General features: G+C 59.4%; 19 protein-coding genes. 11 read left to right on the top strand and 8 right to left on the bottom strand.

Translation table 11 applies throughout. The features are described 5' to 3' along the window. Positions 1 to 97: 97 nt before the first annotated feature. The 3 genes from mpl to ACA074_RS24535 are packed head-to-tail and all read left to right on the top strand — an operon-like array spanning position 98 to position 2,368. The gene (gene mpl, locus ACA074_RS24545) at positions 98 to 1,447 is read left to right on the top strand and encodes a UDP-N-acetylmuramate:L-alanyl-gamma-D-glutamyl-meso-diaminopimelate ligase (RefSeq protein WP_187678806.1); all 1,350 of its coding nucleotides are present in this window, start codon (positions 98 to 100) and stop codon (positions 1,445 to 1,447) included. Continuing rightward, positions 1,444 to 2,091 carry a flavin prenyltransferase UbiX gene (ubiX, locus tag ACA074_RS24540; protein ID WP_497677951.1) on the top strand — a complete coding sequence of 216 codons (648 nt, stop codon included), beginning with the start codon at positions 1,444 to 1,446 and terminating at the stop codon, positions 2,089 to 2,091. The genes mpl and ubiX overlap by 4 nt, the downstream gene beginning before the upstream one ends. Beyond that, positions 2,084 to 2,368 carry a YceK/YidQ family lipoprotein gene (locus tag ACA074_RS24535; RefSeq protein WP_187678808.1) on the top strand — a complete coding sequence of 95 codons (285 nt, stop codon included), beginning with the start codon at positions 2,084 to 2,086 and terminating at the stop codon, positions 2,366 to 2,368. Before ubiX ends, ACA074_RS24535 begins: the two co-directional genes overlap by 8 nt. Before the next feature lie 61 nt (positions 2,369 to 2,429). Here ACA074_RS24535 and ACA074_RS24530 read toward each other — a convergent pair whose 3' ends face one another. The 3 genes from ACA074_RS24530 to ACA074_RS24520 form a co-directional block, all read right to left on the bottom strand. After that, entirely contained in the window at positions 2,430 to 3,071 is a 642-nt protein-coding gene (locus tag ACA074_RS24530; protein WP_187678809.1) for an oxidoreductase, read from the bottom strand. Between the two features lie 27 nt (positions 3,072 to 3,098). Next, entirely contained in the window at positions 3,099 to 4,826 is a 1,728-nt protein-coding gene (locus tag ACA074_RS24525; RefSeq protein ID WP_187678810.1) for a C13 family peptidase, read from the bottom strand. A 111-nt stretch (positions 4,827 to 4,937) separates the two neighbouring features. Then, positions 4,938 to 5,393: a MaoC family dehydratase gene (locus ACA074_RS24520; RefSeq protein WP_007909575.1), complete on the bottom strand. Its 456-nt coding sequence runs from the start codon at positions 5,391 to 5,393 to the stop codon at positions 4,938 to 4,940. 193 nt (positions 5,394 to 5,586) lie between these two features. Here ACA074_RS24520 and ACA074_RS24515 point away from each other — a divergent pair, with 193 nt between their 5' ends. From ACA074_RS24515 to ACA074_RS24505, 3 genes are read left to right on the top strand one after another with little or no spacing between them, the layout of a single operon-like run. After that, the gene (locus tag ACA074_RS24515; protein WP_401269043.1) at positions 5,587 to 5,949 is read left to right on the top strand and encodes a CidA/LrgA family protein; all 363 of its coding nucleotides are present in this window, start codon (positions 5,587 to 5,589) and stop codon (positions 5,947 to 5,949) included. After that, a complete protein-coding gene (locus ACA074_RS24510) occupies positions 5,949 to 6,665 on the top strand; it encodes an LrgB family protein (protein WP_187678812.1) in 717 nt (238 codons plus the stop codon). Before ACA074_RS24515 ends, ACA074_RS24510 begins: the two co-directional genes overlap by 1 nt. A gap of 10 nt (positions 6,666 to 6,675) precedes the next feature. Further along, positions 6,676 to 7,266: an LON peptidase substrate-binding domain-containing protein gene (locus ACA074_RS24505; protein WP_401269039.1), complete on the top strand. Its 591-nt coding sequence runs from the start codon at positions 6,676 to 6,678 to the stop codon at positions 7,264 to 7,266. 250 nt (positions 7,267 to 7,516) lie between these two features. Here the strand turns inward: ACA074_RS24505 and ACA074_RS24500 are convergent, their stop codons facing one another. The 5 genes from ACA074_RS24500 to ACA074_RS24480 all read right to left on the bottom strand — a co-directional run bounded on the left by ACA074_RS24500 (position 7,517) and on the right by ACA074_RS24480 (position 17,686). Further along, positions 7,517 to 9,493 (bottom strand): hypothetical protein, encoded by a 1,977-nt coding sequence (locus ACA074_RS24500; protein WP_497677950.1) that lies wholly within the window; start codon positions 9,491 to 9,493, stop codon positions 7,517 to 7,519. A 113-nt stretch (positions 9,494 to 9,606) separates the two neighbouring features. Next, positions 9,607 to 13,107, bottom strand: coding sequence for a calcium-binding protein (locus ACA074_RS24495; RefSeq protein WP_497677949.1), 3,501 nt, complete (start codon positions 13,105 to 13,107; stop codon positions 9,607 to 9,609). Positions 13,108 to 13,225: 118 nt separating this feature from the next. Next, positions 13,226 to 15,076 (bottom strand): hypothetical protein, encoded by a 1,851-nt coding sequence (locus tag ACA074_RS24490; RefSeq protein WP_497677948.1) that lies wholly within the window; start codon positions 15,074 to 15,076, stop codon positions 13,226 to 13,228. 556 nt (positions 15,077 to 15,632) lie between these two features. Continuing rightward, on the bottom strand, positions 15,633 to 16,949 hold the full coding sequence (locus tag ACA074_RS24485) for a bifunctional DedA family/phosphatase PAP2 family protein (RefSeq protein WP_401269029.1): 1,317 nt from the start codon (positions 16,947 to 16,949) through the stop codon (positions 15,633 to 15,635). A gap of 41 nt (positions 16,950 to 16,990) precedes the next feature. Then, a complete protein-coding gene (locus tag ACA074_RS24480; RefSeq protein ID WP_497679348.1) occupies positions 16,991 to 17,686 on the bottom strand; it encodes a DNA-3-methyladenine glycosylase in 696 nt (231 codons plus the stop codon). A gap of 178 nt (positions 17,687 to 17,864) precedes the next feature. Here ACA074_RS24480 and ACA074_RS24475 point away from each other — a divergent pair, with 178 nt between their 5' ends. The 5 genes from ACA074_RS24475 (at position 17,865) to mrdA (ending at position 22,772) form a co-directional block, all read left to right on the top strand. Next, positions 17,865 to 19,136 (top strand): glutamate-5-semialdehyde dehydrogenase, encoded by a 1,272-nt coding sequence (locus ACA074_RS24475; protein WP_497677947.1) that lies wholly within the window; start codon positions 17,865 to 17,867, stop codon positions 19,134 to 19,136. Beyond that, positions 19,105 to 19,827 carry a nicotinate-nucleotide adenylyltransferase gene (gene nadD / locus ACA074_RS24470; protein ID WP_262410337.1) on the top strand — a complete coding sequence of 241 codons (723 nt, stop codon included), beginning with the start codon at positions 19,105 to 19,107 and terminating at the stop codon, positions 19,825 to 19,827. The genes ACA074_RS24475 and nadD overlap by 32 nt, the downstream gene beginning before the upstream one ends. A 70-nt stretch (positions 19,828 to 19,897) precedes the next feature. Further along, positions 19,898 to 20,389 (top strand): ribosome silencing factor, encoded by a 492-nt coding sequence (rsfS, locus tag ACA074_RS24465; protein ID WP_401269023.1) that lies wholly within the window; start codon positions 19,898 to 19,900, stop codon positions 20,387 to 20,389. A gap of 9 nt (positions 20,390 to 20,398) precedes the next feature. Then, a complete protein-coding gene (gene rlmH, locus ACA074_RS24460) occupies positions 20,399 to 20,866 on the top strand; it encodes a 23S rRNA (pseudouridine(1915)-N(3))-methyltransferase RlmH (protein ID WP_003185785.1) in 468 nt (155 codons plus the stop codon). Between the two features lie 10 nt (positions 20,867 to 20,876). Further along, the gene (mrdA, locus tag ACA074_RS24455) at positions 20,877 to 22,772 is read left to right on the top strand and encodes a penicillin-binding protein 2 (protein WP_497677946.1); all 1,896 of its coding nucleotides are present in this window, start codon (positions 20,877 to 20,879) and stop codon (positions 22,770 to 22,772) included. The last annotated feature ends 3 nt before the right edge of the window (positions 22,773 to 22,775 follow it).

Genomic DNA, 22,775 nt, shown 5'->3' with positions numbered 1-22,775 from the left:
CACAGCCGAACACAAATGCCATTCCCGCCCCATCACCTAAAGAGTGCGAATTCCCCCTCCCTACGCTAACCTGCGGCCATGTTTTACGAGGTCGACTATGCACATTCATATTCTGGGTATCTGCGGGACTTTCATGGGCTCGATGGCGGTTCTGGCCAAAGAGCTGGGCCACCACGTGACCGGTTCCGACGCCAACGTCTATCCGCCGATGAGCACGCAGCTTGAAGCCCAGGGCATTCAGCTGACGCAGGGTTACGACCCGGCTCAGCTCGATCCGGCGCCGGATCTGGTGGTGATCGGCAACGCCATGTCCCGCGGCAATCCGGCGGTGGAATATGTGCTGAACAAAGGCCTGCCGTACGTTTCCGGCCCGCAGTGGCTGGCCGATCACGTGCTGCAAGGTCGCTGGGTGCTGGCCGTCGCCGGTACCCACGGCAAAACCACCACCAGCAGCATGCTCGCCTGGGTGCTGGAACACGCCGGCATGAGCCCGGGCTTCCTGATCGGCGGCGTGCCGCAGAATTTCTCGGTGTCGGCGCGTCTGGGCGGCACGCCGTTCTTTGTGATCGAAGCTGACGAGTACGACAGCGCGTTTTTCGACAAACGCTCGAAATTCGTTCACTACCGCCCACGCACCGCGATCCTCAACAATCTTGAGTTCGATCACGCGGACATCTTCCCGGACCTGCCGGCGATCGAGCGACAATTCCACCATTTGGTGCGCACGATTCCGAGCGAAGGCCTGGTGATCCACCCGACAACCGAGCCTGCGTTGCAGCGAGTGATCGAAATGGGCTGCTGGACTCCGGTGCAGACCACCGGGGCCGGCGGTCAGTGGCAGGTCAAATTGCTTAGCGAAGACGGTTCTGCATTTGAAGTGATGTTCGAAGGCGTGTCCCAAGGCACGGTCGAGTGGGAGCTGACCGGTCAGCACAACGTCGCCAACGCCTTGGCCGCGCTGGCGGCAGCGCGTCATGTCGGCGTGGTGCCGTCGATGGGCATTGCCGGGTTGAGTGCGTTCAAGAACGTCAAACGTCGCATGGAGAAAGTCGCTGAGGTTCGCGGTATCACCATTTACGACGACTTCGCCCATCACCCGACGGCGATTGCTACCACCCTCGACGGTCTACGCAAACGCATCGGCGATGCACCGCTGATTGCGATCATCGAACCGCGTTCCAACTCGATGAAGCTCGGCGCGCACCGCGACGGTTTGCCAGCCAGCGTGGTCGATGCCGATCAGGTGATCTGGTACGCCCCGGCCAACCTCGGCTGGGATCTGGGCGCGACCGCTGCGCTGTGCACCGTGCCGTCGATTGTCAGCGATTCGCTGGAAGGCATCATCGAACGCGTGAAGAGCCAGGCTCAGCCCGGCACTCACGTGGTCATCATGAGCAACGGCGGCTTCGGCGGCCTGCACGGAAAACTCGCCGAGGCGCTGCAATGAACACTTGTTTGGAGAGCAATGGCCCCGAACGCATCACGCTGGCGATGACCGGCGCTTCAGGCGCGCAGTACGGTTTGCGCCTGCTCGATTGTCTGGTGCGTGAAGATCGCGAGGTGCACTTCCTGATCTCCAAGGCTGCGCAACTGGTGATGGCCACCGAGACCGATGTCACGCTGCCGCCCAAGCCGCAGATGATGCAGGCGTTCCTGACCGAATACACCGGAGCTGCCGCCGGGCAGATCCGTGTGTACGGCAAGGAAGACTGGATGTCGCCGGTGGCTTCCGGCTCCGGCGCGCCAGCGGCGATGGTGGTGGTGCCGTGCTCCACTGGCACGCTGTCGGCGATTGCTACCGGCGCCTGCAACAACCTGATCGAACGCGCCGCCGACGTGACGTTGAAGGAGCGTCGCCAGTTGATTCTGGTGCCACGCGAGGCGCCGTATTCGAGCATTCATCTGGAGCACATGCTCAAGCTGTCGAACATGGGCGTGACCATCCTTCCTGCGTCGCCGGGTTTCTATCACCAGCCGCAGACCATCGATGATCTGATCGATTTCGTCGTGGCGCGGATTCTCAATCTGCTGGGTATTCCTCAGGACATGCTGCCGCGTTGGGGCGAGCATCATCTGAGCAGCGATGAATAAGCTGCTGGTGGTTTTGCTCGCGCTGCAACTGACGGGATGTGCCACTGCGCGCACGCTCGATGCGGCGAAGCCGGGCGCGCCGGTGGTGTATTCGGGGACGCGGCTGGATTTGTATGCGCTGAATGGCGGGTGTTGTGCGATGGATCGCTTTGGCGCTGAAGCGCCGAGCTATCCGGGCGTGGATCTGCCGGCGAGTGCGTTGTTGGATACGCTGTTGTTGCCGCTGTCTTTGCTGACGGTGATTGGCGTGGGGTTTCAGGCGACTGGCGGATTGTAGTCGGGTGTTCTGATCGTTCCCACGCGGAGCGTGGGAACGATCAATTCCAGACACCGCTGGATTATTTACCGAGCTTCCTCAAATCATCCGACTCGATCACCCGGACCCCATCCTGTTCTTCCAGCGCCAGCCGCCACATCGCCCGGGCCAGTTGGCAGGCTTCGATCCCGCGATACTTACCGGGAATCAATTTTGAAAACGGTGCTGCTAGCTGCTCGCCCAGACGCGGCTCGGTACGTTCCCCAAGCAACAGCGACGGCCGGCAGATGGTCAGTTGCGGCCAGTCCTGCGCGCGCAATGCCTGTTCCATTTCCCCTTTGACCCGGTTGTAAAAAACCGAAGATTTCGGATCGGCCCCGATTGCACTGATCACGATCAGATGCCGCGCGCCCATTTCCCGCGCACGTTTGGCGAACGCCACGACCATGTCCAGATCCACCGCGCGAAACGCAGCTTCGGAGCCGGCCTGTTTGATCGTCGTGCCTAGGCAGCAATAGGCGATGTCGACGCGACCGCTGAGTTGCGGCAGAAACGCCTGTGGGTCGCCAACCGGGTTTTCCAGATGCGGATGCTCGGCCAATGGCCGGCGGGAAGGGGCAAGCACGCGGGTAATCGTTGGCTCGTTGAGCAAACGGTCGAGTAGATGTTCACCGGTCAAACCGGTGGCTCCGGCAAGCAATACGTGCTGAGGCGTCAAGTACATAGTGTCTCTCCCTTGATACTGTTCAGCTTAGTTGCTCTTTGTCGCTCCGTCGTTCAACGCAGCACTTTGCAAAGCTTTTCTCGCTTGCTGTTTACGCAGCAGTTGCCAGTGCGACAGCACGGTTTTCGGCGCCCAGATCTGCGGCTCCGAGGCTTCGAAATTGTCCGCCAGTTCGCGCTCGGCAACGGTGGCCTTGGCCAGTTTGAAAGCTTGTTCGAGATCGTCGGTCTGGTTCAGCGCCTGGGCGAACAGTGCGTCACCGAAGTAGGTGAAGTTGGCCTCTTCCGAGCAGCCGAAGGACACCCGGTCGGCGCGCGACGCGGTCATGATCAGCGTGCGTTCGTCTTTGAGCGCCGGGATGAAACCGCCGGAGTAGCACGACGAAATCACGATGATCTTGTCGCGGTTTTTCAACGGCGCCAGCACCGCGGCGAGTTCGTCGGCGGGCAGGTCGGCCAGCTCCATGCGCGGCTGGTCGAGCACCAGTTCGTGTTCGGCGGTGCCGTGGCTGGTCAGGTAGATGAACAACAAGTCTTCCGGGCCGCTGCGTTCAGCCAGGGTTTGCGCGGCGCGGCGCAGGTTCTCGCGGGTGGCCATCGGCCGGTCGCCGAGGTGGTCGCGGTGGTTGACCAGACGGATCTGGCCATAGGCGCCGAAGCGCGTGTTGAGCATGTTGGCGACGTAGTCCGACTCGCGCAGGAACACGCTCTGCTTGCCGTCGCCGCCGAGGGTCAGGGTGTACAGCTCAACGGCCGGGGTCGAAGCCGGGATCGCGGCCAGTGCGTCGTCGAGTAGACGACCCTGAGCGAGCAAACCGAGTTCCAGAGTGTCGGGCAGCAACTTGCCGTCGGCATCGCGCACGCGCTGGCCGTTGATCCAGGTGCCGCTCATCACGCTGCCATCGGTGAGCACCAGTGTGCCGCGTCCCGAATAACTGTCGCTGTCGAATCCACCGACATAGAAGCTGCCATCGGACAAATTCAAACGGCCCTGACCGCTGAAGCGCCAGTCGCTGAAGGTGCCGACGTAGTGGCTGCCGTCGGCGCCGATCAGTTCGCCCTTGCCGGTCAGCGCGCCTTCCTTGAACTGGCCGAGCCAGACGTCGCCGTCAGCGTTTTCGTAGCGGCCCTTGCCGTGCAACTGATTGTTCTTGAAACCGCCGACATAGATGTCGCCGTCCGCGCTGTTGAAGGTGCCGTTGCCTTCCAGTTGGCCGTTGACGAAGTGGCCGGTGAACGAGTTGCCGCTGGAGTCGCCGCGCTGGCCTTCGCCATTCGGTTTGCCGTGGGCGAACTGGCCTTGATAGGAACTGCCGTCATCCATTTCCAGACGGCCGAGCCCGGAATACTGATCAGCCTTGAATTCGCCACGGTAAGTCATGGCGTTTTCTTTCAGGGTGCCTTCGCCATCGCGTCGGCCCTGCTTGAAGCTGCCGGTGTAACTGCTGGCATTGGTAGTCAGGCTGCCCTGACCCTCGAACAGCCCTTGCTGGAACTGGCCCCGATAGATCTCGCCATTGCTGCCATGCCATTCGCCCTGGCCGTGCCACTGCCCCTTGTCGAACTGCCCGGCGTACCAACTGCCATTGGGATAGTCGACCCGTCCCTGACCTTGCAGCAAGCCATCGACCAGTTCGCCGCGATAGCGTCCGCCATCCGGCAGTCGCGCATCGGGAGGCAGCAGCGATTCGCCGTCGCCGCAAGCGGCAAGCATCAGGGTCAAGGCAAGGGGTGCAAGACAGGCGAGTGAGCGCATAGCGGGATCCGGGCAATTAGGCGACCGAGTATGCCGCAGCTATGTGACCTTATACAGCCGCTGGAACGGGAGCGGATGCGAAACAGCGTGCGCTGCTTCGCATCCCGGCGCTTAAACGAAGCAGAGCGACAGTGGCTCGGCGATATAGGCCGGTTTATCCGAGCCTTCTATCTCAAGTGTCGCGGTGGCTTTGAGCAGCCATTGGCCAGGTTTTTTCTCGGTCACTTCGCCCAGATCGACCTTCAGGCGAACTTTGGAATTGACCTTCACCGGCTGGATGAAACGCACGCTGTCGAGGCCGTAGTTGACCACCATCTTCACGCCTTGCGGCAGGATCAGGATGTCTTCCATCAATTTGGGGATCAGCGACAACGACAGGAAACCGTGGGCAATGGTGCTGCCAAATGGCGTTTGCGCGGCTTTGACCGGGTCGACGTGAATGAACTGATAATCACCGGTGGCTTCGGCGAACAGGTTGATGCGTTCCTGATCGATGGTGAGCCATTCGGAACGTCCGAGTTCCTTGCCGACATAATCTTTGAGCTCTGCAACTGGAACATAGGGCATTGAGACTCTCCTTGGGTTCATCGGTTTTATAGTTTTTCAGGTGGGGGATATGACCGCCCTGCGAACCACTGTAGATCATCATGGCGAATTGCTCCGGTCAACCGACCATGCTTTTGGCGAATGCCGATCCATAGCGCAGGCGTGCTTATAATGCCGACGACTTGCAGGGTGAAAAGTAAGACGGAGATGTCGGATGTTGCTACGTGGCCTGACCATGCTGGTGCTGTTCCAATTGCTCGGCACGGCGCTCAATCATTTGCTGCTGCCGGTACTGCCGGGGCCGATCATCGGCCTGCTGTTGTTGCTGGTGTTCCTGATCATTCGCGGCGAAGTCGGCGAGCCGTTGAACCAGGCGGCCAGTAGCTTGCTGCGCTATCTGCCGTTGCTGCTGGTGCCACCGGCGGTGGGCGTGATGGTTTATGCCACGGCTATTGCCGCCGATTTCTGGGCGATTGTCGGCGCCCTCGTGGTGTCGCTGATTCTGTCGATGGCCTTCGCCGGCGTGCTGATGCAGCGCCTGGTCAAGCGTCACGCGCCACCGTCGGAGGAATCCTGATGCTCTTCGATTGGCACGGCGCCTGGACGTCGGTGATTCACCATCCGCTGTTCGGCATCGGCATCACCCTCGGCGCTTATCAGTTGGTGCTGGCCGCGTTCGAGAAAACCCGCTGGATCTTTCTGCAACCGGTGCTGGTCTCCATGCTGTTGGTGATTGGCGTGCTGGTCGGCTGCGGCCTGACATACACCGAGTACCGCAAGAGCACCGAGATCCTCAGCATCCTGCTCGGCCCGGCGACCGTCGCCCTGGCGGTGCCGCTATATTTGAACTTGCGGCGTATTCGCCAATTGTTTTGGCCGATTTTTACTACGCTGGTGATAGGCGGAGTGGTCGCCACAGGCATGGGCGTGGCGCTGGGCTGGTGGTTCGGTGCCGATCACATGATCTTGATGACCATGGCGCCGAAGTCGGTGACTTCACCGATCGCCATGCTGGTGGCCGAACAGATCGGTGGTGTCGCGGCGCTTGCGGCGGTTTTCGTGCTGATCACCGGGGTGATCGGTGCGATCTTCGGCCCGACGCTGTTGACCCGTCTCGGCGTACACAGTCCCGAAGCGCGCGGTATGGCGCTGGGCATGACCGCCCACGCGGTCGGCACGGCGGTGGCGATGCAGGAAAGTGAGGAGTGCGGCGCCTTCGCGGCGCTGGCGATGAGTCTGATGGGCGTAGCCACGGCGGTGTTCCTGCCGTTGGCGGTGTCGATGGTGGTGTAAGGAAATGACTATGAGTCTGCCGCTTTTCCCGCTGAACACGGTGCTGTTTCCCGGCTGCAACCTCGACTTGCAGATCTTCGAGGCGCGGTATCTGGACATGATCGGCCGCTGCATGAAACAGGGCGGCGGCTTTGGCGTGGTGTGCATCCTCGACGGCCATGAAGTCGGCGTCGCTCCTGAGGGTTTTGCCCTGGTCGGCTGCGAAGCGCGTATCACCGATTTCCAGCAGCAGGACAACGGACTGCTCGGTATTCGCGTGCAGGGCGGCCGGCGCTTCAATGTGCTGCGCACGGAAGTGCAGCGCGACCAGTTGATGCTCGCCGACGTCGACTGGCTGGACGATGAGCCCGAGCAGCCGTTGCAGGACGAAGACGCCGACCTGGTGGCGCTGCTGAAGGCGCTCGCCGAGCATCCGATGGTCGAGGCGCTGAACATGGGCACTGATGCGCTCGGCCAGCAATCGTTGGCGAATCAGTTGGCTTATCTGCTGCCATTTGCTGAAGAAGACAAGATCGACCTTTTGCAACTCGATGACCCGCAGCAGCGTCTCGATGCCATTCAGGCATTGCTCGACGAATTGCAGGGCGAACTGTTCGCCTAGTTTTACTTTGAATTAACTCGGGGCGCTTGCCAGCCTTGTTTTGATTTTTTTCTTTGGCATAACTTCAAGTTGTCCGCAGGACGCGGGTAACTTGAATAATGATAAGGAAAATCATGGCTGTTTATGAAGATGAATGGGCGTTTTGGGATGTTGGAGGGGACGAAATTATCGCTCAGATGAGCTTGATGTCAGACGCCATTCATTTGTGAAATGAATGGCGTGATTCAAGTGTTAAAGGGATTGTGGCGGGTCACGGTCTGTAATGTTCGGGGACGGGCCACACAATGTCATTGGCAAATGTATGTTCGCCTTTTTGTAAATCCAGTATCACTCCCCCGGTATCGGCAACTCGATTGATCAACTCGTCGTAAGGGGTGTAGCCGTAGCGCCACATAGCGCTGGCGTCAGTGCCTGCCCAGGTTGCTTTTTCGATTCCATCGGCGTCTTCGTCGGCTTCACGAAAGATATCTTCAACCCGGGCAGCCCGTTTTAAGTCCGATTGCACCAGCCAGATCCTCTCGGCGCTGATACCTCGCGTAGGCATTGATATCCGGCCTTCCAGTGTGTCCCCGAGAAAATGCATGTTGTTCAGATAAATGTTTTCCGCTTGAGGGACCACCTCGATGCCGCGGGTGTCGATGACATAAAGGAAGCCAAGTTTCTGTTCGCGCCGCAGTAATGGATAGTCTCGCGAGTCGTCCATCTCAAACGACGTATCAGATTCCCCATCCGTGCTATGTCGACGTCCGCTAGACGAATCGCTGTCACTCAAATGCCCTGGATACCGGTTGGCCTGGCTGTTGTAATGCCGTGGATTGGAATAGTAGTTAAATCCCATGTAGTTCAAGCCATCGGCCAGACCAAATGTCGCACTGAACGCCCGTTTGGTCGTGGAGTCGGACGGGTTGCCTCGTAATTTCACCAGGCGTTCGTCCCGAGCCAGTTCAAAAGGCGTGCGCAGATCGGCCCGGAACATGGCAGGGATGTCGGTTCGGTATAAGAAGCCGTGTACATTGCGTTTGTAACCTGCATGTTCCAGATAGCGGTTAAGAAACTCGCTTTCATATCGCTCTTCAACGTCGGGTAATGAGTCGCGCAGACGCTCGCCCTCATTTCTCAGTCTGAGAATGTACGGCTCCAGTTCTTCAGCGATTTGCTTGAATCGCTGATCGTCATTGCTCTGGGTCAATCGCTTGTGCTGTTCGGCCCATTCGGGGAATACGCCGTCTTCCATATCCGCTCGCAGGCGATTCTGTTGAGCGATGCTTAAATTGTAGGTTCGCAAGATATCTGCGCGTTCGGTCAGGGATTTTTGCGGATGAGACCATCGCAAAGAGTCGGTCAGGTACTTGTGGATGTTCGGCTCATCGAAACGTCTGGCCCAGTCAGGTGCCCGACCATGAGCGTCTGCCTCGCTACGGAAGACCAATGCCTCCGTCTCCCGCAGGCGGTACACGTTCCAGATATCGCCATCAGTCCAATGCGCAAGTTTCAACGGCACGGAGGTATCTCCGCGAGCCATAAGTGGGTCGACCCGGATCAACCTGTCACGTTCATCCTTGACGGCGAAACCGACATCTCTGTTCTCGTAACTATGAGGTGGTAAACCGGCGATCTCATTGGGCCATGTAACTTTTTCGTGAACGGCATAGTAGCCTCGGGTATCCGGAGCATAAGACGAGGTGTACCGAGGGTAGTCGTAGTACTCGATCGGCTTTTGCAAACTCCAGGTGTTGCTTTCGGCGATACGATAAAGCGGTGGCCCGGAAGGCTTGCGTTCTGCAGGCAGCTTTGCCCGATAGGCCTTCATCGCCTCATCGAACTCCACCATCACCGTTTGTATGCCGCTTTCTGGCGTCTCGTCTGCAACGTCCAAAAACTTTTTGTTCTTGTACAACCTCAGTCCGGCCGCATCGGGTGCGGATAATTCGCTCCCGGGATGTTGTACATAGCGTTCCAGTGGAGAGGTTGGGGTGGTGCGCTGCGTCGTGGCGATATCCGCTATCGGCGATACCGTGACGGCAGGCTCCGGGTGCAGTGTTCCTCCCGTTGTTGTTTCGACTCTCACGCCTGACGTGGTCTCGCTTGAGCCGTCCGGCCTGATTCGACCGGGCAGGTTGAAACTCAGATCCTCCGACCCGTTGTCCGGCGTGGTTGAGCGGGGCGTCGAGATGCCGGATGTATCGCCCGTGGTCGATTGTCGAGTGGCTTTGGGTTTGTTGCGCATTAAGGGTGACTCCATGTGGGTAAGTCAGCCGATCCGTCGGCTGATTGAGACTGGCACCGGTGTGACGATGAACATCACACCGGGCGCCTGACGTTAAGCGGGTTCAGTCAGGATCAAGAAATGCTGGCCGATGCGATAACCAGGTCTTCGGGTTTGATCCGGTACGTCGGTTGCTGGTCGATTCCCCAGTAGTCTTTTGTCGAGTTGTAATACACCGTGCCGTCTATTTTCGGTACCACGCCAATGTTCTGGACAATGACTCGAGCCGCCAGCTCATTGCGCTGTTTGTGCAGGCGCATGTCGGCCAGGAGGGCATTGACGCTGGAGTAGCTCTGCGCATTGATCAGGTACAGCTGCAGCAACTCAAACAGGAATGCCACCTCATAGATGTTGCCGGAGCGGGTCACCACGCTGACAGACTCGACCGGTGCGTCATCTTCTATGCTCGGCAGCTCGATCAATGCGCTGCCAACATTCAAGCGTTGGCCTTCGAGTTGAATATCGTTGCGGGTGATCACTTCAGTCATTTGCCCGGTGTAGAGGCTCCAGGTTGAGGCATCGGCAATTTTTGCCGTGGCGCCTGGGGTCGTCAGGTGAATGATTGTGTTGCTCGTAAGGTAAATATCGTAAGTCGAGCTTTCGCCCTTCAGTACATAGATACCGTTGTGCGACGTCGCCTCGATATCAACCCGGCTGGGCTTGGCGGGCAGCGCAATGTTGCGCGCGACTTTGGGGCTGGAAAACAGATAGTTTCCGTTACGAAACTTCAGGCAGCTTCGTGCGCTGCGGATCTTGTCGCCGGGTTCATTGGCGTCTGACAAATACGGCATGTCGGGCATTTGCAGTCGATACGAGATACCGTCCTGCATGATCAGAACAATGTCTTGGGCCAGGCGCGGAGTCGTGACCTTCAGGCTGTTTCGACCGCTGTAGCCGTTGGCTTGTGGGGCGACCTGGATGACGCCTTTGAACGTCACGATCTTCGAGGCAAGCAGCAACGAAATGTCGATGTTGCGGTAGATCAAGTGGGCGTTACCCGATACGCCATCGCGCTTTTCGACCTGGTAATTGACGATGACGTCGGCAATTTCAGCGTCCTTGAAGTCAAGGAAGATGACACGGGATGTTTCGGCCAGATCGCTGCGGGCAACAAACTCCACCCGACGGTTGGTCCGTGCCACAAAGTGCCGTTTCGATCCCTGCGCGGTGAGCGGAGCCGTGCCGCCGTTGATGATCTCGGGGCTGACGGACGGTTTGCCCATGACGCTGATCACGACTTCAACATCTGGATCGTCAGATCCATTTATCTGTGGGGGCAGGAGAAGCACCAGCTCGTAGCCGTCCTGGGTTTTGAACAGCAGTTGGTCATTTTTCAGGTGACGCTGACCTTCGACCCACTGGTAGACATTTTCGAGGGTCAGGACATGCTCGGGATCTTCACCGTCCTTGCCGCGCAAAGAGTTGACGATCAACGAGGTGCCGACGATTTGCCAGCGTTGAATCCTTTCGATGGGCCAACCGAACTCGATGGTGCTCGATTGTTGGCCATCTTCGATAAGCGTGACCAAAGCCGAGGTATCGGCGATGTAGTAGCGATCCTGGCCGGGGCCGCCATCGACACGGCAATCCGCGCCGCGGATGGCGATGGTGTCATCGCCCGCACCGGTCGCGATGTGATCGTTGCCATTGGCCGAAATTCGATTGGCATGATCGTCCCCGGTGACCCGGCTGACGCCGTTTGGCAATGTCGAGATATTTTCGATGGCCTGGATCTGCGCCAGCTCGACCGCTTCCGTAGCGGGTGTGTGGCTGCGCAACGCCAACTTTCCGCTGTGCAGATTGATGTCGTAACCGATGTGGCGGGTATCCGTGAAAGGGCGGCGGCCTTCGAAGGCCAGGGTGTCGGAACCTTTGCCGCCATCAAGCGTGCTGGCAAGCGCTGGGGCTGTCACCTGGTTGAGTACGTTCTCGGTGGTCTCAAAGTAAAACTCATCGGCTTTATCGCCGCCCGTCAGGTTTTTTGGCCCCTCCCGATAACTGAAGAGATTGGGCTTGTCCTTGACGCCAACGACTTGATCGTTACCGTCATCGAGTCGCCAAAGCACCCCTTTGTCATCGCCGGGCGCGCCTTTGACGCTGCCCTTGAGGCTTGGCGGTATGCCGTCGCGTGCATCGATGATGTCATCGCCGCCGACGATGACAGGTTCACTGTCGAGCTTGAACGCTGACTCCCCGGCATGCTCGTTCCACTCATGACGCCAGACTTTCAAAGGCTTGAGTTCAACGCTGAAACTGCCGTTCACCACATATTCCACAAAATTTTTGTACGCACCCTCCAGCAAGGTTTTTGCCGAACTCTCCAGTTGCTTGGTGTGATCGCTGAAGGCTTTGGAGATTTTGAAACGATCCAGCACTTCTTTATCCAGTTCCTTCCCGGTGAAGGCGAACCAGCCGGAGCGTATGCGTTCGTGAGTGCTCAGTTCGATGTAGTCGTCAATATCGTCCACGACGCGGGCGGCCTGGTAGATCATCGAGCCGAGGATAAGAATGGCCGCCGCAGCAAGTCCCAGTGGGCCGGCGACACTGCCGAAACCGGCCAGTGCCGCCACGCCCAGCGCCAGACTGATACCGGCGCCCGCTACGCTCAGGCCACCGCTGACATAGTGATCCTGAGCCTCCTTGCCGCTGGTCGCTGCGCCAGCATTGAAAGACTTGACGGCATCATTGATGTCGAACGGCAGGGTGATCGCACTGGCAAACAGGCCGGCGCCCCGACTCAGGAATTTGCCTGCCGACGTCAGCGGGAATCGGCCAAAGGCCTGCGAGCCGTTTCTGAGCATCGTTTCGCCGGTTTTGGTCAGGCCTCGCTCGATAATCAGCGAGCCGACTTCGGCGGCGATCGATCCGCCCTGATATGCCGCCTCCAGCGAGTCGCCTTGCTTTATCGCGTCCATCATCCCCCTGTAACCGCTGTAAATGCCGAACGCTTGCAGCCCTACGCCGGCACCGCTCATCAGGTAACTTTTGGATCTGCTTATCCAGCCCGGTGCGTCGTCGAGGGAGTCGACCCGATGAATATCCAGTTTTTGCGCGGCGTTGCTCAGTTGGTTGAGACGATCCATCCCGCTGCCGGGGGGCAACGGTTTGGCGCTGACGAACAAGGGGGGCGCATCGACCGAGCGCTTGCAGGCAATTTCAAAGAAGAGGGTGGCCACGACACCGCTGTCGGAGATGTCTGCGTGCTTCAGGCGGGTGTCGACGGTCGCCGAATCAAAGTTCAGCGCGTTCAGAAAGGCCTGATCCGGTGTTTTCATATTGGCGCTCGACGGGCTTAAGGCCTGACCGTTGACGGTGGCGCCCAACGCGTTGAGTTCCACGCGAGTGACCCAGATTTCGCCAATGCGCAAAGGCCCGAAATGTTTGTCGAGGGATTTGAGCGTGTGTCGGGAAGTGTCAACCGGGGGCGCGGTGTCCGCTGTTGAAGTGGATGTATCGGCTGCTACTTCGACTCTTCCTGGCTGCGGCGCGTGGATGTTGGCCGAAGTGCTGATCTGCGTTACCTGAATGATGTTGTCGGTTGAAACTGTAATAGCCGGTTCAATAAGTTTTGACACGATTCAATCCTTTGAAAATAAGCGTGATTGCGCCCCGGTGTCCGTACCGGTTTGCTGATTGCCGAGTTGTGTTGTCTGAACAATAAAACTGGGTGTAACCCAATGCACTTAAGAGCCTTTATTCAGGCCAGGTTATGTCATCCCCAAACTCGTTTTTATTACCGGAAAGTTTAAGTATGGGTTTGCCCGCTGCTTCCACGGCATCGATCAACCGATCGTATTCATATCGGTTGGAGCGCCCTGCGTGAGTCACCGCTTCAATACGGTCAGCGTCTGCGCCGGCCTGGTCGTGGATGTCGTGCACTTTCGCCGCTTTTGTCAGCGTGGAATCCAGCAACCAGATCCGGTCAGCGTCCAGACCCTTTTGAGTCACGGAAATCAGGCCTTCATGGTCATCGGAGGGGAACCAGGTGTCTGGGTTGTCCCGGGCGGATGAATTGAACATATGGTTTTGTTCATGCGGGACCACTTCCAGTTGGCGGGTGTCCAGGACATACAGAAACATCTCCGTCTGGCGTTCTCGAATCCGTTCGTAGTTGCGTTCGCGATCCATCGCGACGGGGCTCCCAGGGTCGGACCATGCAGAGGAGGTGCTGATGTCGCTATCGCTGCCGTCGCTGGCATCGCTGTTCGGGGGCGTATCGTCAGCGGCCCTGCCGGGGTATTTGTTGGTTTGGCTGTTGAAACGCAGGTACTCAGGGTCTGGCGCGCTGGCGTACATTTGCCCCTCCTTGAGGCTGAACGTGGCGCTCATCGGTTTGTGCGTGGTGGCACCGCGTCTGTGGGCATAACGGGGCAGCATGGCGTCGTCTTTTGCCAGCTCGAACGGGGTGCGTTCATCGCCCCTGAACAGCGCCGGAATATCGGTTCGATAAAGGCAGTTTTGCGCGTTGCGCCGATAACCCATTTTGGCCAGCAGGGCTTCGCGCAATTCAACGGTCAGGCTGCTTTCCGGGTCGTACCAGTCATGCCGGGCCTCACGTTTGAGATTCAATTCCTCGATTGCATCCAGGCTGTATTGGTCAAGCCGGTGCGGGTTGTCGACCTCTTCCATCAGACGTTTATGCACCGTTGCCCACTCCGGCATCGTCAGCGCTGTCTTCATGTGTTGTTGCAGGCGGGTCAGTTGGCTCGGTAACAGGTTGTAAGCTTGCAAGAACGTCTCGCGTTCCTTCGCGGTCATGGACGGATGCAGCCAGCGCAGGGAATCACGCATCAATACATCGAGCGGATTTCCTGTTTCCCGGGGGGTGGCCCATTGCGGTGGTTTACCGGACGCTTGAGCCTGAAGACGAAAGCGCTCTATGTCCTGGCCTTGAATCGCGAAGGCCTCCCAAATCTCCTGATCGGTCCATTGCGTCAAATGTGTGGGATGCGAACCGAAGCCTGCGCTGGGCGGGTCGACCTGAATCCATCGAGCGTATTGATCCTTGAAGGCAAACAATGTGTCCGTTTCCTTCATCCCAAGCCTTGGCTTGAGTTCGTAATAACCCTGGGTGTCCGGAGAACGGTGCGAAGGACTGTAACGGTTGGGGTCGATGAACATCGGCTCTTCGGCCGGGCGAGGCTTTTTAGCGGCGGGGGGTTGATCAGCTAGTTCGCCCACGGAGGTATTGGGCCGCTTGGGTGCGGCGTCGCTGACGTTCTGTGGTGCAGGGCTGACAGAGGGCCTTTGGCTTTCGTTGAGGGTCAGGCGCCAGGTTGGCCGGCCATCGTTTTTATAGATGATCGGGCCGAGCGCATGCCTGTCTTTCAGCGTCTTCAACCGATAGACGTTGAGGTTTGCATCGTAGTCGGCGTGAGCGGTACACAGGACACCCTCATATTCGACGTCGACAAATCTGCGCCCGACGATAAAACGCCAGCCGTCAGCGTCCGCTTCCTGCATGCCCCGCAGAAAACTGTCGGGGAACCAGTATTTATCGATAGAGGTTTCGCTCGCGCGGTCCACAGGAGTGCGCGTCGGCATTTCGGTGACCTGCACCGCAGGGTGCCGGGTGTGATCGGTTGCTGAGTGGGGAGCGGGTGGTTGATTCGGGGTGATCGTAAACGGGTTGTCGACAGCCCCGGGCATTCGTGTCGATGTGGCGTCGGTTTGTCGCGGCAAAGAAGTATTAGGTTCAGTTGTTTGTGTTGTCGACGTGGGCGGTTTGCGCGTTATTTTTGGACTCATGGATTGCTCTGTGTCGATAGCATTTATGGGTATTTGAATGTCGTGATTTTGTATCGGGCATATTTATTCAATGACGCTGAATGTTGGCGTCTGTATTCAACTTGATGAGTTGAATGTTGATGAGGGTGGGGCGGGTTGAATGTAAATGATTTTTCGAGCAGTGATAGGCGAGAGTTTGTGGTGGTGCAATTAAATATGTAACTTAAGTTAATTATTTAGGTGTTATGTAAGTTGTTGGTGTTTTTAAGTTGGGAATAATTACCGCGAGGTAAAAAACAGGCGTAGGGCGGGAGCGCCACTCTTGTCGGAATAGTCCTCAAAGAGTGGCGTGGGAAGGGAAGGGCAGCCGAATCTAGTAGGCGTAACGCAGCAGTGTGTGAGGCAGATGGCGAAAGACGAAGAAGCTGAACAGCACCACCAGCGCCGGCAGGATCAGCCACCAGACTTTGAAGGGCATGGCATTGAGCGGTGTCTGGCGCTGACTCAGCCACAGGGCCGCAGCACATACGCCCGATGCCAGCATCGCGCCGGCCAGCACATCGGTCGGCCAGTGCGCCCCCAGATAAACCCGCGACAGGGCAATGGACAGGGCCGGAATACAGCCGACCAGCAGCCACGTCAGGCGCATGCGTGGCGGTTGCCCGCGTCCGGCAAGTACAGCCAGAGTCAGAAACAGCGCGAACGACCCCGAGGCATGGCCGCTGGGCATGCTGTAGCTGGTGATCGGATCGGTCAGTACTTCCGGGCGGACCCGGGCGAAAAACAGTTTGGTCCCCGTGTTCGCCAGCGCGGTGACGAGGAGGGTGCCGCCGGCGAAAACCGCGTGACGCCACTGCCGGCACAGCAACAGCAGGCCGGTCAGGAGGATGCTGAACAGCAGCATGTTGCGGAACTCGCCGATCAGGGTCAGCGTGACCGCGATTTCATCCAGCACGGGTTGGCGATGTTCTTGCACCAGCGTCATCACGCCTTGGTCGAGTGCCGTCAGGTACGGGTATCCGATAAACAGACCAATCAGGATCAGCAAGCTCATGCTGCTGATCCAGATAGTCGCGCGGCGGTGGCGGCGCATGCTGCTGTTCACACTCAGGCCGACCATTACCGCGATGCTGCCAGCAACGATCCCCGCCTCCGGCCAGAAACCTTCCGGCAACGGCAGGCGGAAGGCGGCGCCCGTGGCCCAGCCCGGCAACAGATAGGCCAGGCTCCAACCAGCGGCGGCGAGCAGGCTGACGGCGGCAAAGCGCGGGAAGGGCATGTCGCACATGCCGGCAACCATCGGCAGCATCGGGCGTAGCGGGCCGATGAAGCGTCCGACCAACAGACTGGCAATGCCGTAGCGCTGGAAATAGCTTTCGGCGCCGGCCATCCATTCCGGATGATGGCGCAGGCCCGGCAGTCTTCGGATGTTCTGGTGAAAGTGGCGACCGAGGAAGTACGAGATCAAATCGCCGAGGATGCCGCCGAGAAAACCCAGCAACAGGGTTTCACTCAACGACAGCGCGCCGCTGCCGGCCAGCACCGCCACGGCAAACAGCAACACGGTGCCGGGCACAATCAGTCCGGCAATCGCCAGGCATTCGACAAGGGCAACAATGAACACCGCCACGGCCAGCCACTGAGGGTTGGCCGCCAGCCAGCCGGTAACGCTATCGAGCCATGGGCCCATACAAACCACTCCATTTCATTGATCACCCCGTAAGGGTGTGTTCACAGCAGAAAATAATCGCGACCTTCGACCTGGCCCCGGCGCAGCGGGTTCCGCGTACACCATTGCGCATAAGCGGCGTCGACGAAGCGGTACATCAGGTGTTCGTCCCGGCCGTGGGGGATGCCCAGGCGGGTGGTTTGAATGATGTGCGAGGGCGCAGGTCCGGCCTCTTTCACCAGCAAAAGGTCATGATCGAAGCGCTTGGCGTCCCACACCGGCACTTTCAGTCCCAGCGCCTTGCAGAGCAAGGTCTGGCCGGCGCAGAGCTTCTGCGGCGGGCGCGGGCGACCTTGAGCATCAGGGTTGTTCAGCAGCATTTGCGCCAGACTGTCCGGGCCGCTGATCTCATCAACCCACGGATAGGCGGATTTGATCAACACCGCATTGCCCGGCCCTTGCGCGCTGAAGTTCAGCGAATCGCCGCCACGGGCGTAATACATATAGATGTGGCCGCCATCCAGAAACAAAGCCTTACGCTTTTCTGTGTAGCCAAGGGACGCGTGGCTGCCTTTTTCCGCGCAGTAATAGGCTTCGGTTTCGATGATTCGGGCGCTGAGCCACAAATCGCCGACCCGGTGGCGGATGAGTTTGCCCAGCAGATCCTGCGCTAACACTTGGGCGTCACGGTCGAAAAAAGCGTCCGGAAGTCCCAGTGGCAGGCGCTCGTCACGGGTGCGAACGGTGAGGTTGGACATGGCAGGCAAGGTTTATCCAGGCTGAATGAGGTCGAGATGATAACAATTTGAGGCTTAATCCCGGCTGAACATCGGCAATTTGTAGTCCATTTCGACCATCCGCCCGTCACCGCTGTTAGTCCCGGGACGCGACAGCTATAATCTGCCGCTTTCCTCTTTGCCAAGACCCCAGCAGACCATGACTGAGTCCGTTCTTGACTACATGACCCGATTGGGTCGCGCCGCCCGCGAAGCTTCCCGGGTCATTGGCCGTGCCAGCACCGCGCAGAAAAACCGCGCCTTGCAGGCTGCTGCCAATGCCTTGGACGCCGCTCGCACGGAGCTGGCGGTAGCCAACGAACGGGATCTGGCTGTCGGTCGCGCCAATGGTCTGGAGCCTGCGTTGCTTGAACGTCTGGAACTGACTCCGGCGCGTATCGACGGCATGATCGTCGGCCTGCGCCAGGTCGCGGCGCTGCCGGATCCGGTCGGCTCCATCCGTGACATGAGCTTCCGCCCGTCGGGGATTCAGGTCGGCAAGATGCGCGTACCGCTGGGCGTGATCGGGATCATTTACGAGTCCCGGCCCAACGTGACCATCGACGCCGCCAGCCTTTGCCTGAAATCCGGCAACGCGACCATCCTGCGCGGCGGTTCCGAGGCGATTCATTCCAACCGGGCGATTGCCGCGTGCATTCAGCGCGGTCTGGCCGAGGCCGAGTTGCCAGCAGCCGTGGTGCAAGTTGTCGAAACCACCGACCGCGCCGCCGTTGGCGCGATGATCACCATGCCCGAGTACGTCGATGTGATCGTGCCGCGCGGTGGCCGTGGCCTGATCGAACGTATCAGCCGTGATGCCCGAGTGCCGGTGATCAAACATCTGGACGGCATCTGCCACGTTTATGTCAGCGAGCACGCCGACCTCCCGAAGGCCCAGCGTATCGCCTTCAATGCCAAGACTTACCGTTATGGCATCTGCGGTGCGATGGAGACCTTGCTGGTCGATCAAACGGTTGCGAAGGATTTCCTGCCGTCGATGGCAGCCCAGTTCCGCGAAAAAGGCGTCGAGCTGCGTGGTTGCGAGCGCACCGGGGCAATCATCGAAGCCGTCGCGGCCAGCGAAGACGACTGGAACACCGAGTATCTGGCGCCGATCCTGTCGATCCGCGTGGTCGACGGTCTGGATCAGGCTATTGAGCACATCAACCATTACGGCTCCCACCACACCGACTCGATCGTCAGCGAAAACCTCGCCGACACCCGCCGGTTCGTAGCGGAAGTCGACTCGGCGTCGGTGATGATCAACACCCCGACCTGCTTCGCCGATGGATTTGAATACGGATTGGGTGCCGAGATCGGCATTTCTACTGATAAGCTGCACGCCCGCGGCCCGGTGGGCCTCGAAGGACTGACCTGCGAGAAGTACATCGTGGTCGGTGATGGCCAGTTGCGCGGCCAGGCGACGGTCTGACTTGACCGACCTCGACCTGACAGCGCCGCAGCCCGGCAGCGAGTCCCGCCCACGACGCATTGGCATCCTGGGCGGAACGTTCGACCCGGTGCACATCGGCCATTTGCGCGGAGGCCTGGAAGTGGCCGAAGCGCTGGCACTGGATGAACTGCGCCTGACGCCCAGCGCGCGACCGCCACACCGCGATACGCCGCAGGTGTCGGCGCAGGATCGGTTGGCGATGGTTGAGTGCGCGGTGGCCGGAGTGCCGCCGCTGGTGGTAGACGCCCGCGAATTGCAGCGGGACAAACCGTCTTACACTATTGATACCCTGGAGTTGATGCGTGCCGAAATGGCCGCCGAGACCCAGGTTTTTCTGCTTTTGGGCTGGGACGCATTTTGCGGCCTGCCCACTTGGCACCGCTGGGAAGAGTTGCTCCAGCATTGCCACATCCTGGTGCTACAGCGCCCGGACGCCGACAGCGAACCGCCGGATGCCTTGCGCAACCTGCTGGCAGCGCGTTCGGTGAGCGACCCGCTGGCCCTGAAAGGGCCGAGCGGACAGATTGCATTCGTCTGGCAGACACCGCTCGCGGTCTCCGCCACCCAGATCCGTCAACTGCTGGCCAGCGGTAAGTCGGTACGTTTCCTGGTGCCCGACGCGGTCCTGGCCTACATCGATGCGCACGGTCTGTACCGTGCGTCGAATTGAACAAGGCGTGCTCAAGTAACACGATCTACGTGTGACGAGGCGCCGAATACATGAGCAAAACGAGTTTTATATGACTGACAACGTAAAGAAAGTTAAGCGCAAAGGCACATTCAAAAGCGCTCCGCTGCCAGAAGTGGCCAGCTCCAACGAGCCGCTGAAGGGCGACGAGCTGGTCAAGGTTGCCGTTGCAGCCCTGGAAGACGTCAAGGCGCAAGACATCCAGATCATCGATGTGCGCGAGAAGCAGAGCATCACCGACTACATGATCATCGCCACCGGTACGTCCAACCGTCAGATCGGCGCGATGCTCGACAAGGTTCGCGAAGCCGTCAAAGCCCAAGGCGTCAAGCCACTGGGTGAAGAAGGCAAGGGCGACAGCGACTGGGTGCTGCTGGATATGGACGATGTCATCGTGCACATGATGACCGCCTCGGCTCGCCAGTTCTATGACCTGGAACGCCTGTGGGCCGGTGCCGAGCAAAGCCGTTCGGCCAGCGCTGCCCACCACAGCCCGGAAAACACCCACGAGCATTTCACCAAGCTCAACAAAGACCAGCTGTAAGGGATTGCTGTGCGACTGCGACTGATCGCCGTCGGTTCACGCATGCCCAAATGGGTGGAAGAAGGCTGGCATGAATATGCCAAGCGTCTTCCGTCCGAGCTGGCGCTGGAACTGGTGGAAATACCGCTCAATACCCGTGGCAAGAATGCCGACGTGGCCCGTTTCATCCGCCAGGAAGGCGAAGCCATGCTGGCCAAGGTCGGGCCGAACGAGCGGATCGTCACGCTGGAAGTCCACGGCAAACCCTGGAGCACCGAGCAACTGGCGGTCGAACTCGACCGCTGGCGCCTGGATTCACGCACGGTCAATTTCATGGTCGGTGGCCCGGAAGGGCTGGCGCCGGAAGTCTGTGCCCGCGCTGATCAGCGTTGGTCGTTGTCACCGTTGACGCTGCCGCACCCGCTAGTGCGGATTCTGATCGGCGAACAGTTGTACCGTGCCTGGACCGTGCTGTCCGGTCACCCTTACCACAAGTAAGCCTGCCCACATGTCTCAGCCGATCCGCATCAAGGACCACGAAAAGGACGCACGCCTGGTGCGTAGCCGCGTCGTGTTCGGGGCCATTGTGATCGTGATGCTGATTGGCGTGCTGATCGCGCGGCTGTATTTCCTGCAGGTGATCCAGTACGAGTATCACTCGACCCTGTCGGAAAACAACCGCGTACATGTGCAGCCGATTCCGCCGACGCGCGGGCTGATTTTCGACCGCAACGGCGTAGTGGTGGCGGACAACCGTCCCAGCTTCAGCCTGAGCATGACCCGCGAGCGTTCCGGCGACTGGCAGCAAGTGCTCGACGTCATCGTCGAAGTGCTGGGGCTGACGCCCGAAGACCGGGGGATCTTCGAGAAGCGCATGCGTCAGGGGCGCCGGCCGTTCGAGCCAGTGCCGATCCTGTTCGAGCTGACCGAAGAGCAGATCGCTCGTATCGCGGTGAACCAGTTCCGTCTGCCGGGCGTTGAAGTGGTCGCGCAACTGGTTCGCCACTACCCGCAGGGCGCGCACTTTGCGCACTCGGTGGGTTACATGGGGCGGATCAACGAGAAAGAGCTGAAAACCCTCGATCCGGTCAACTACAGCGGCACCCACCACATCGGCAAAACCGGTATTGAACGTTTCTACGAACCGGAACTGCACGGGCAGGTGGGTTACGAAGAAGTCGAGACCAATGCCCGTGGCCGCGTCTTGCGCGTGCTTAAGCGAACCGATCCGATTCCCGGCAAGGACATCGTCCTGAGCCTGGACATCAAGTTGCAGGAAGCTGCCGAAGCCGCGCTGGGCGGGCGCCGTGGCGCGGTGGTTGCGCTCGATCCAAAGACCGGCGAAGTGCTGGCGATGGTCAGTCAGCCGAGCTTCGATCCGAACCTTTTCGTCACCGGGATCAGCTTCAAGGCCTACGCCGAGTTGCGTGACTCCATTGACCGGCCACTGTTTAACCGCGTGTTGCGCGGTCTGTACCCACCGGGTTCGACGATCAAACCGGCGGTGGCGATTGCCGGTCTCGATTCGGGCGTGGTGACGGCGTCCAGCCGGGTGTTCGACCCGGGCTACTACATGCTGCCCAACTACGACCACAAATACCGCAACTGGAACCGCACCGGTGACGGCTTCGTCGACCTCGACACGGCGATCATGCGTTCCAACGACACCTACTTCTATGATCTGGCGCACAAGCTCGGCATTGATAGGTTGTCGGCTTACATGAACAAGTTCGGCATCGGCCAGAAGGTCTCGCTGGACATGTTCGAAGAATCCCCGGGCCTGATGCCGTCCCGTGAATGGAAACGAGCGACCCGCAAGCAGGCCTGGTTCCCGGGCGAAACCCTCATCCTCGGGATCGGCCAGGGCTACATGCAGTCGACCCCGCTGCAGCTGGCTCAGGCCACGGCGCTGGTGGCGAACAAAGGCGTGTGGAACCGACCGCACCTGGCCAAATCGCTGGAAGGGGTGAAGCCGGTGGACGAAAACCCGATGCCGAACATCATTCTGCGTGATCCGTCGGACTGGACCAAGGTCAACCACGGCATGCAACAGGTCATGCATGGCGCCCGGGGTACCGCGCGAAAAGCGGCCATCGGCGCGCAATACCGGATCGCCGGCAAGTCGGGTACTGCCCAGGTGGTGGCGATCAAACAGGGCGAGAAGTACGACCGTTCCAAGGTTCAGGAGCGCCATCGCGACCACGCCTTGTTCGTCGGTTTCGCCCCGGCCGATGATCCGCGCATTGTCGTGTCTGTGATGGTCGAGAACGGTGAGTCCGGTTCCGGCGTCGCCGCCCCGGTAGTTCGTCAGGTCATGGACGCCTGGCTGCTCGATCAGGACGGACGTTTGAAGGCCGAATACGCCAGCCCAATCAGTGCGGAGGCTACGGCCCGTGATGAATAATTT

This window comes from Pseudomonas sp. LBUM1655 (assembly GCF_059716085.1).
The sequence above is the reverse complement of the archived record's forward strand: the minus strand, read 5'-3'. Positions and strand labels throughout refer to the sequence as shown.

Excerpts from the sequence above, each read along its gene's own strand:
- ACA074_RS24530 (WP_187678809.1), bottom strand. The coding sequence starts at position 3,071 with ATGTACTTGACGCCTCAGCACGTATTGCTTGCCGGAGCCACCGGTTTG.
- ACA074_RS24505 (WP_401269039.1), top strand. The coding sequence starts at position 6,676 with ATGAGTCTGCCGCTTTTCCCGCTGAACACGGTGCTGTTTCCCGGCTGC.
- ACA074_RS24500 (WP_497677950.1), bottom strand. The coding sequence starts at position 9,493 with ATGCGCAACAAACCCAAAGCCACTCGACAATCGACCACGGGCGATACA.
- ACA074_RS24485 (WP_401269029.1), bottom strand. The coding sequence starts at position 16,949 with ATGGGCCCATGGCTCGATAGCGTTACCGGCTGGCTGGCGGCCAACCCT.
- mrdA (WP_497677946.1), top strand. The coding sequence starts at position 20,877 with ATGTCTCAGCCGATCCGCATCAAGGACCACGAAAAGGACGCACGCCTG.
- rsfS (WP_401269023.1), top strand. The coding sequence starts at position 19,898 with ATGACTGACAACGTAAAGAAAGTTAAGCGCAAAGGCACATTCAAAAGC.
- mpl (WP_187678806.1), top strand. The coding sequence starts at position 98 with ATGCACATTCATATTCTGGGTATCTGCGGGACTTTCATGGGCTCGATG.
- ACA074_RS24535 (WP_187678808.1), top strand. The coding sequence starts at position 2,084 with ATGAATAAGCTGCTGGTGGTTTTGCTCGCGCTGCAACTGACGGGATGT.
- ACA074_RS24520 (WP_007909575.1), bottom strand. The coding sequence starts at position 5,393 with ATGCCCTATGTTCCAGTTGCAGAGCTCAAAGATTATGTCGGCAAGGAA.
- ACA074_RS24490 (WP_497677948.1), bottom strand. The coding sequence starts at position 15,076 with ATGCCGACGCGCACTCCTGTGGACCGCGCGAGCGAAACCTCTATCGAT.
- ACA074_RS24525 (WP_187678810.1), bottom strand. The coding sequence starts at position 4,826 with ATGCGCTCACTCGCCTGTCTTGCACCCCTTGCCTTGACCCTGATGCTT.
- ubiX (WP_497677951.1), top strand. The coding sequence starts at position 1,444 with ATGAACACTTGTTTGGAGAGCAATGGCCCCGAACGCATCACGCTGGCG.
- nadD (WP_262410337.1), top strand. The coding sequence starts at position 19,105 with ATGGCCAGTTGCGCGGCCAGGCGACGGTCTGACTTGACCGACCTCGAC.
- ACA074_RS24510 (WP_187678812.1), top strand. The coding sequence starts at position 5,949 with ATGCTCTTCGATTGGCACGGCGCCTGGACGTCGGTGATTCACCATCCG.
- ACA074_RS24515 (WP_401269043.1), top strand. The coding sequence starts at position 5,587 with ATGTTGCTACGTGGCCTGACCATGCTGGTGCTGTTCCAATTGCTCGGC.
- ACA074_RS24475 (WP_497677947.1), top strand. The coding sequence starts at position 17,865 with ATGACTGAGTCCGTTCTTGACTACATGACCCGATTGGGTCGCGCCGCC.
- ACA074_RS24480 (WP_497679348.1), bottom strand. The coding sequence starts at position 17,686 with ATGTCCAACCTCACCGTTCGCACCCGTGACGAGCGCCTGCCACTGGGA.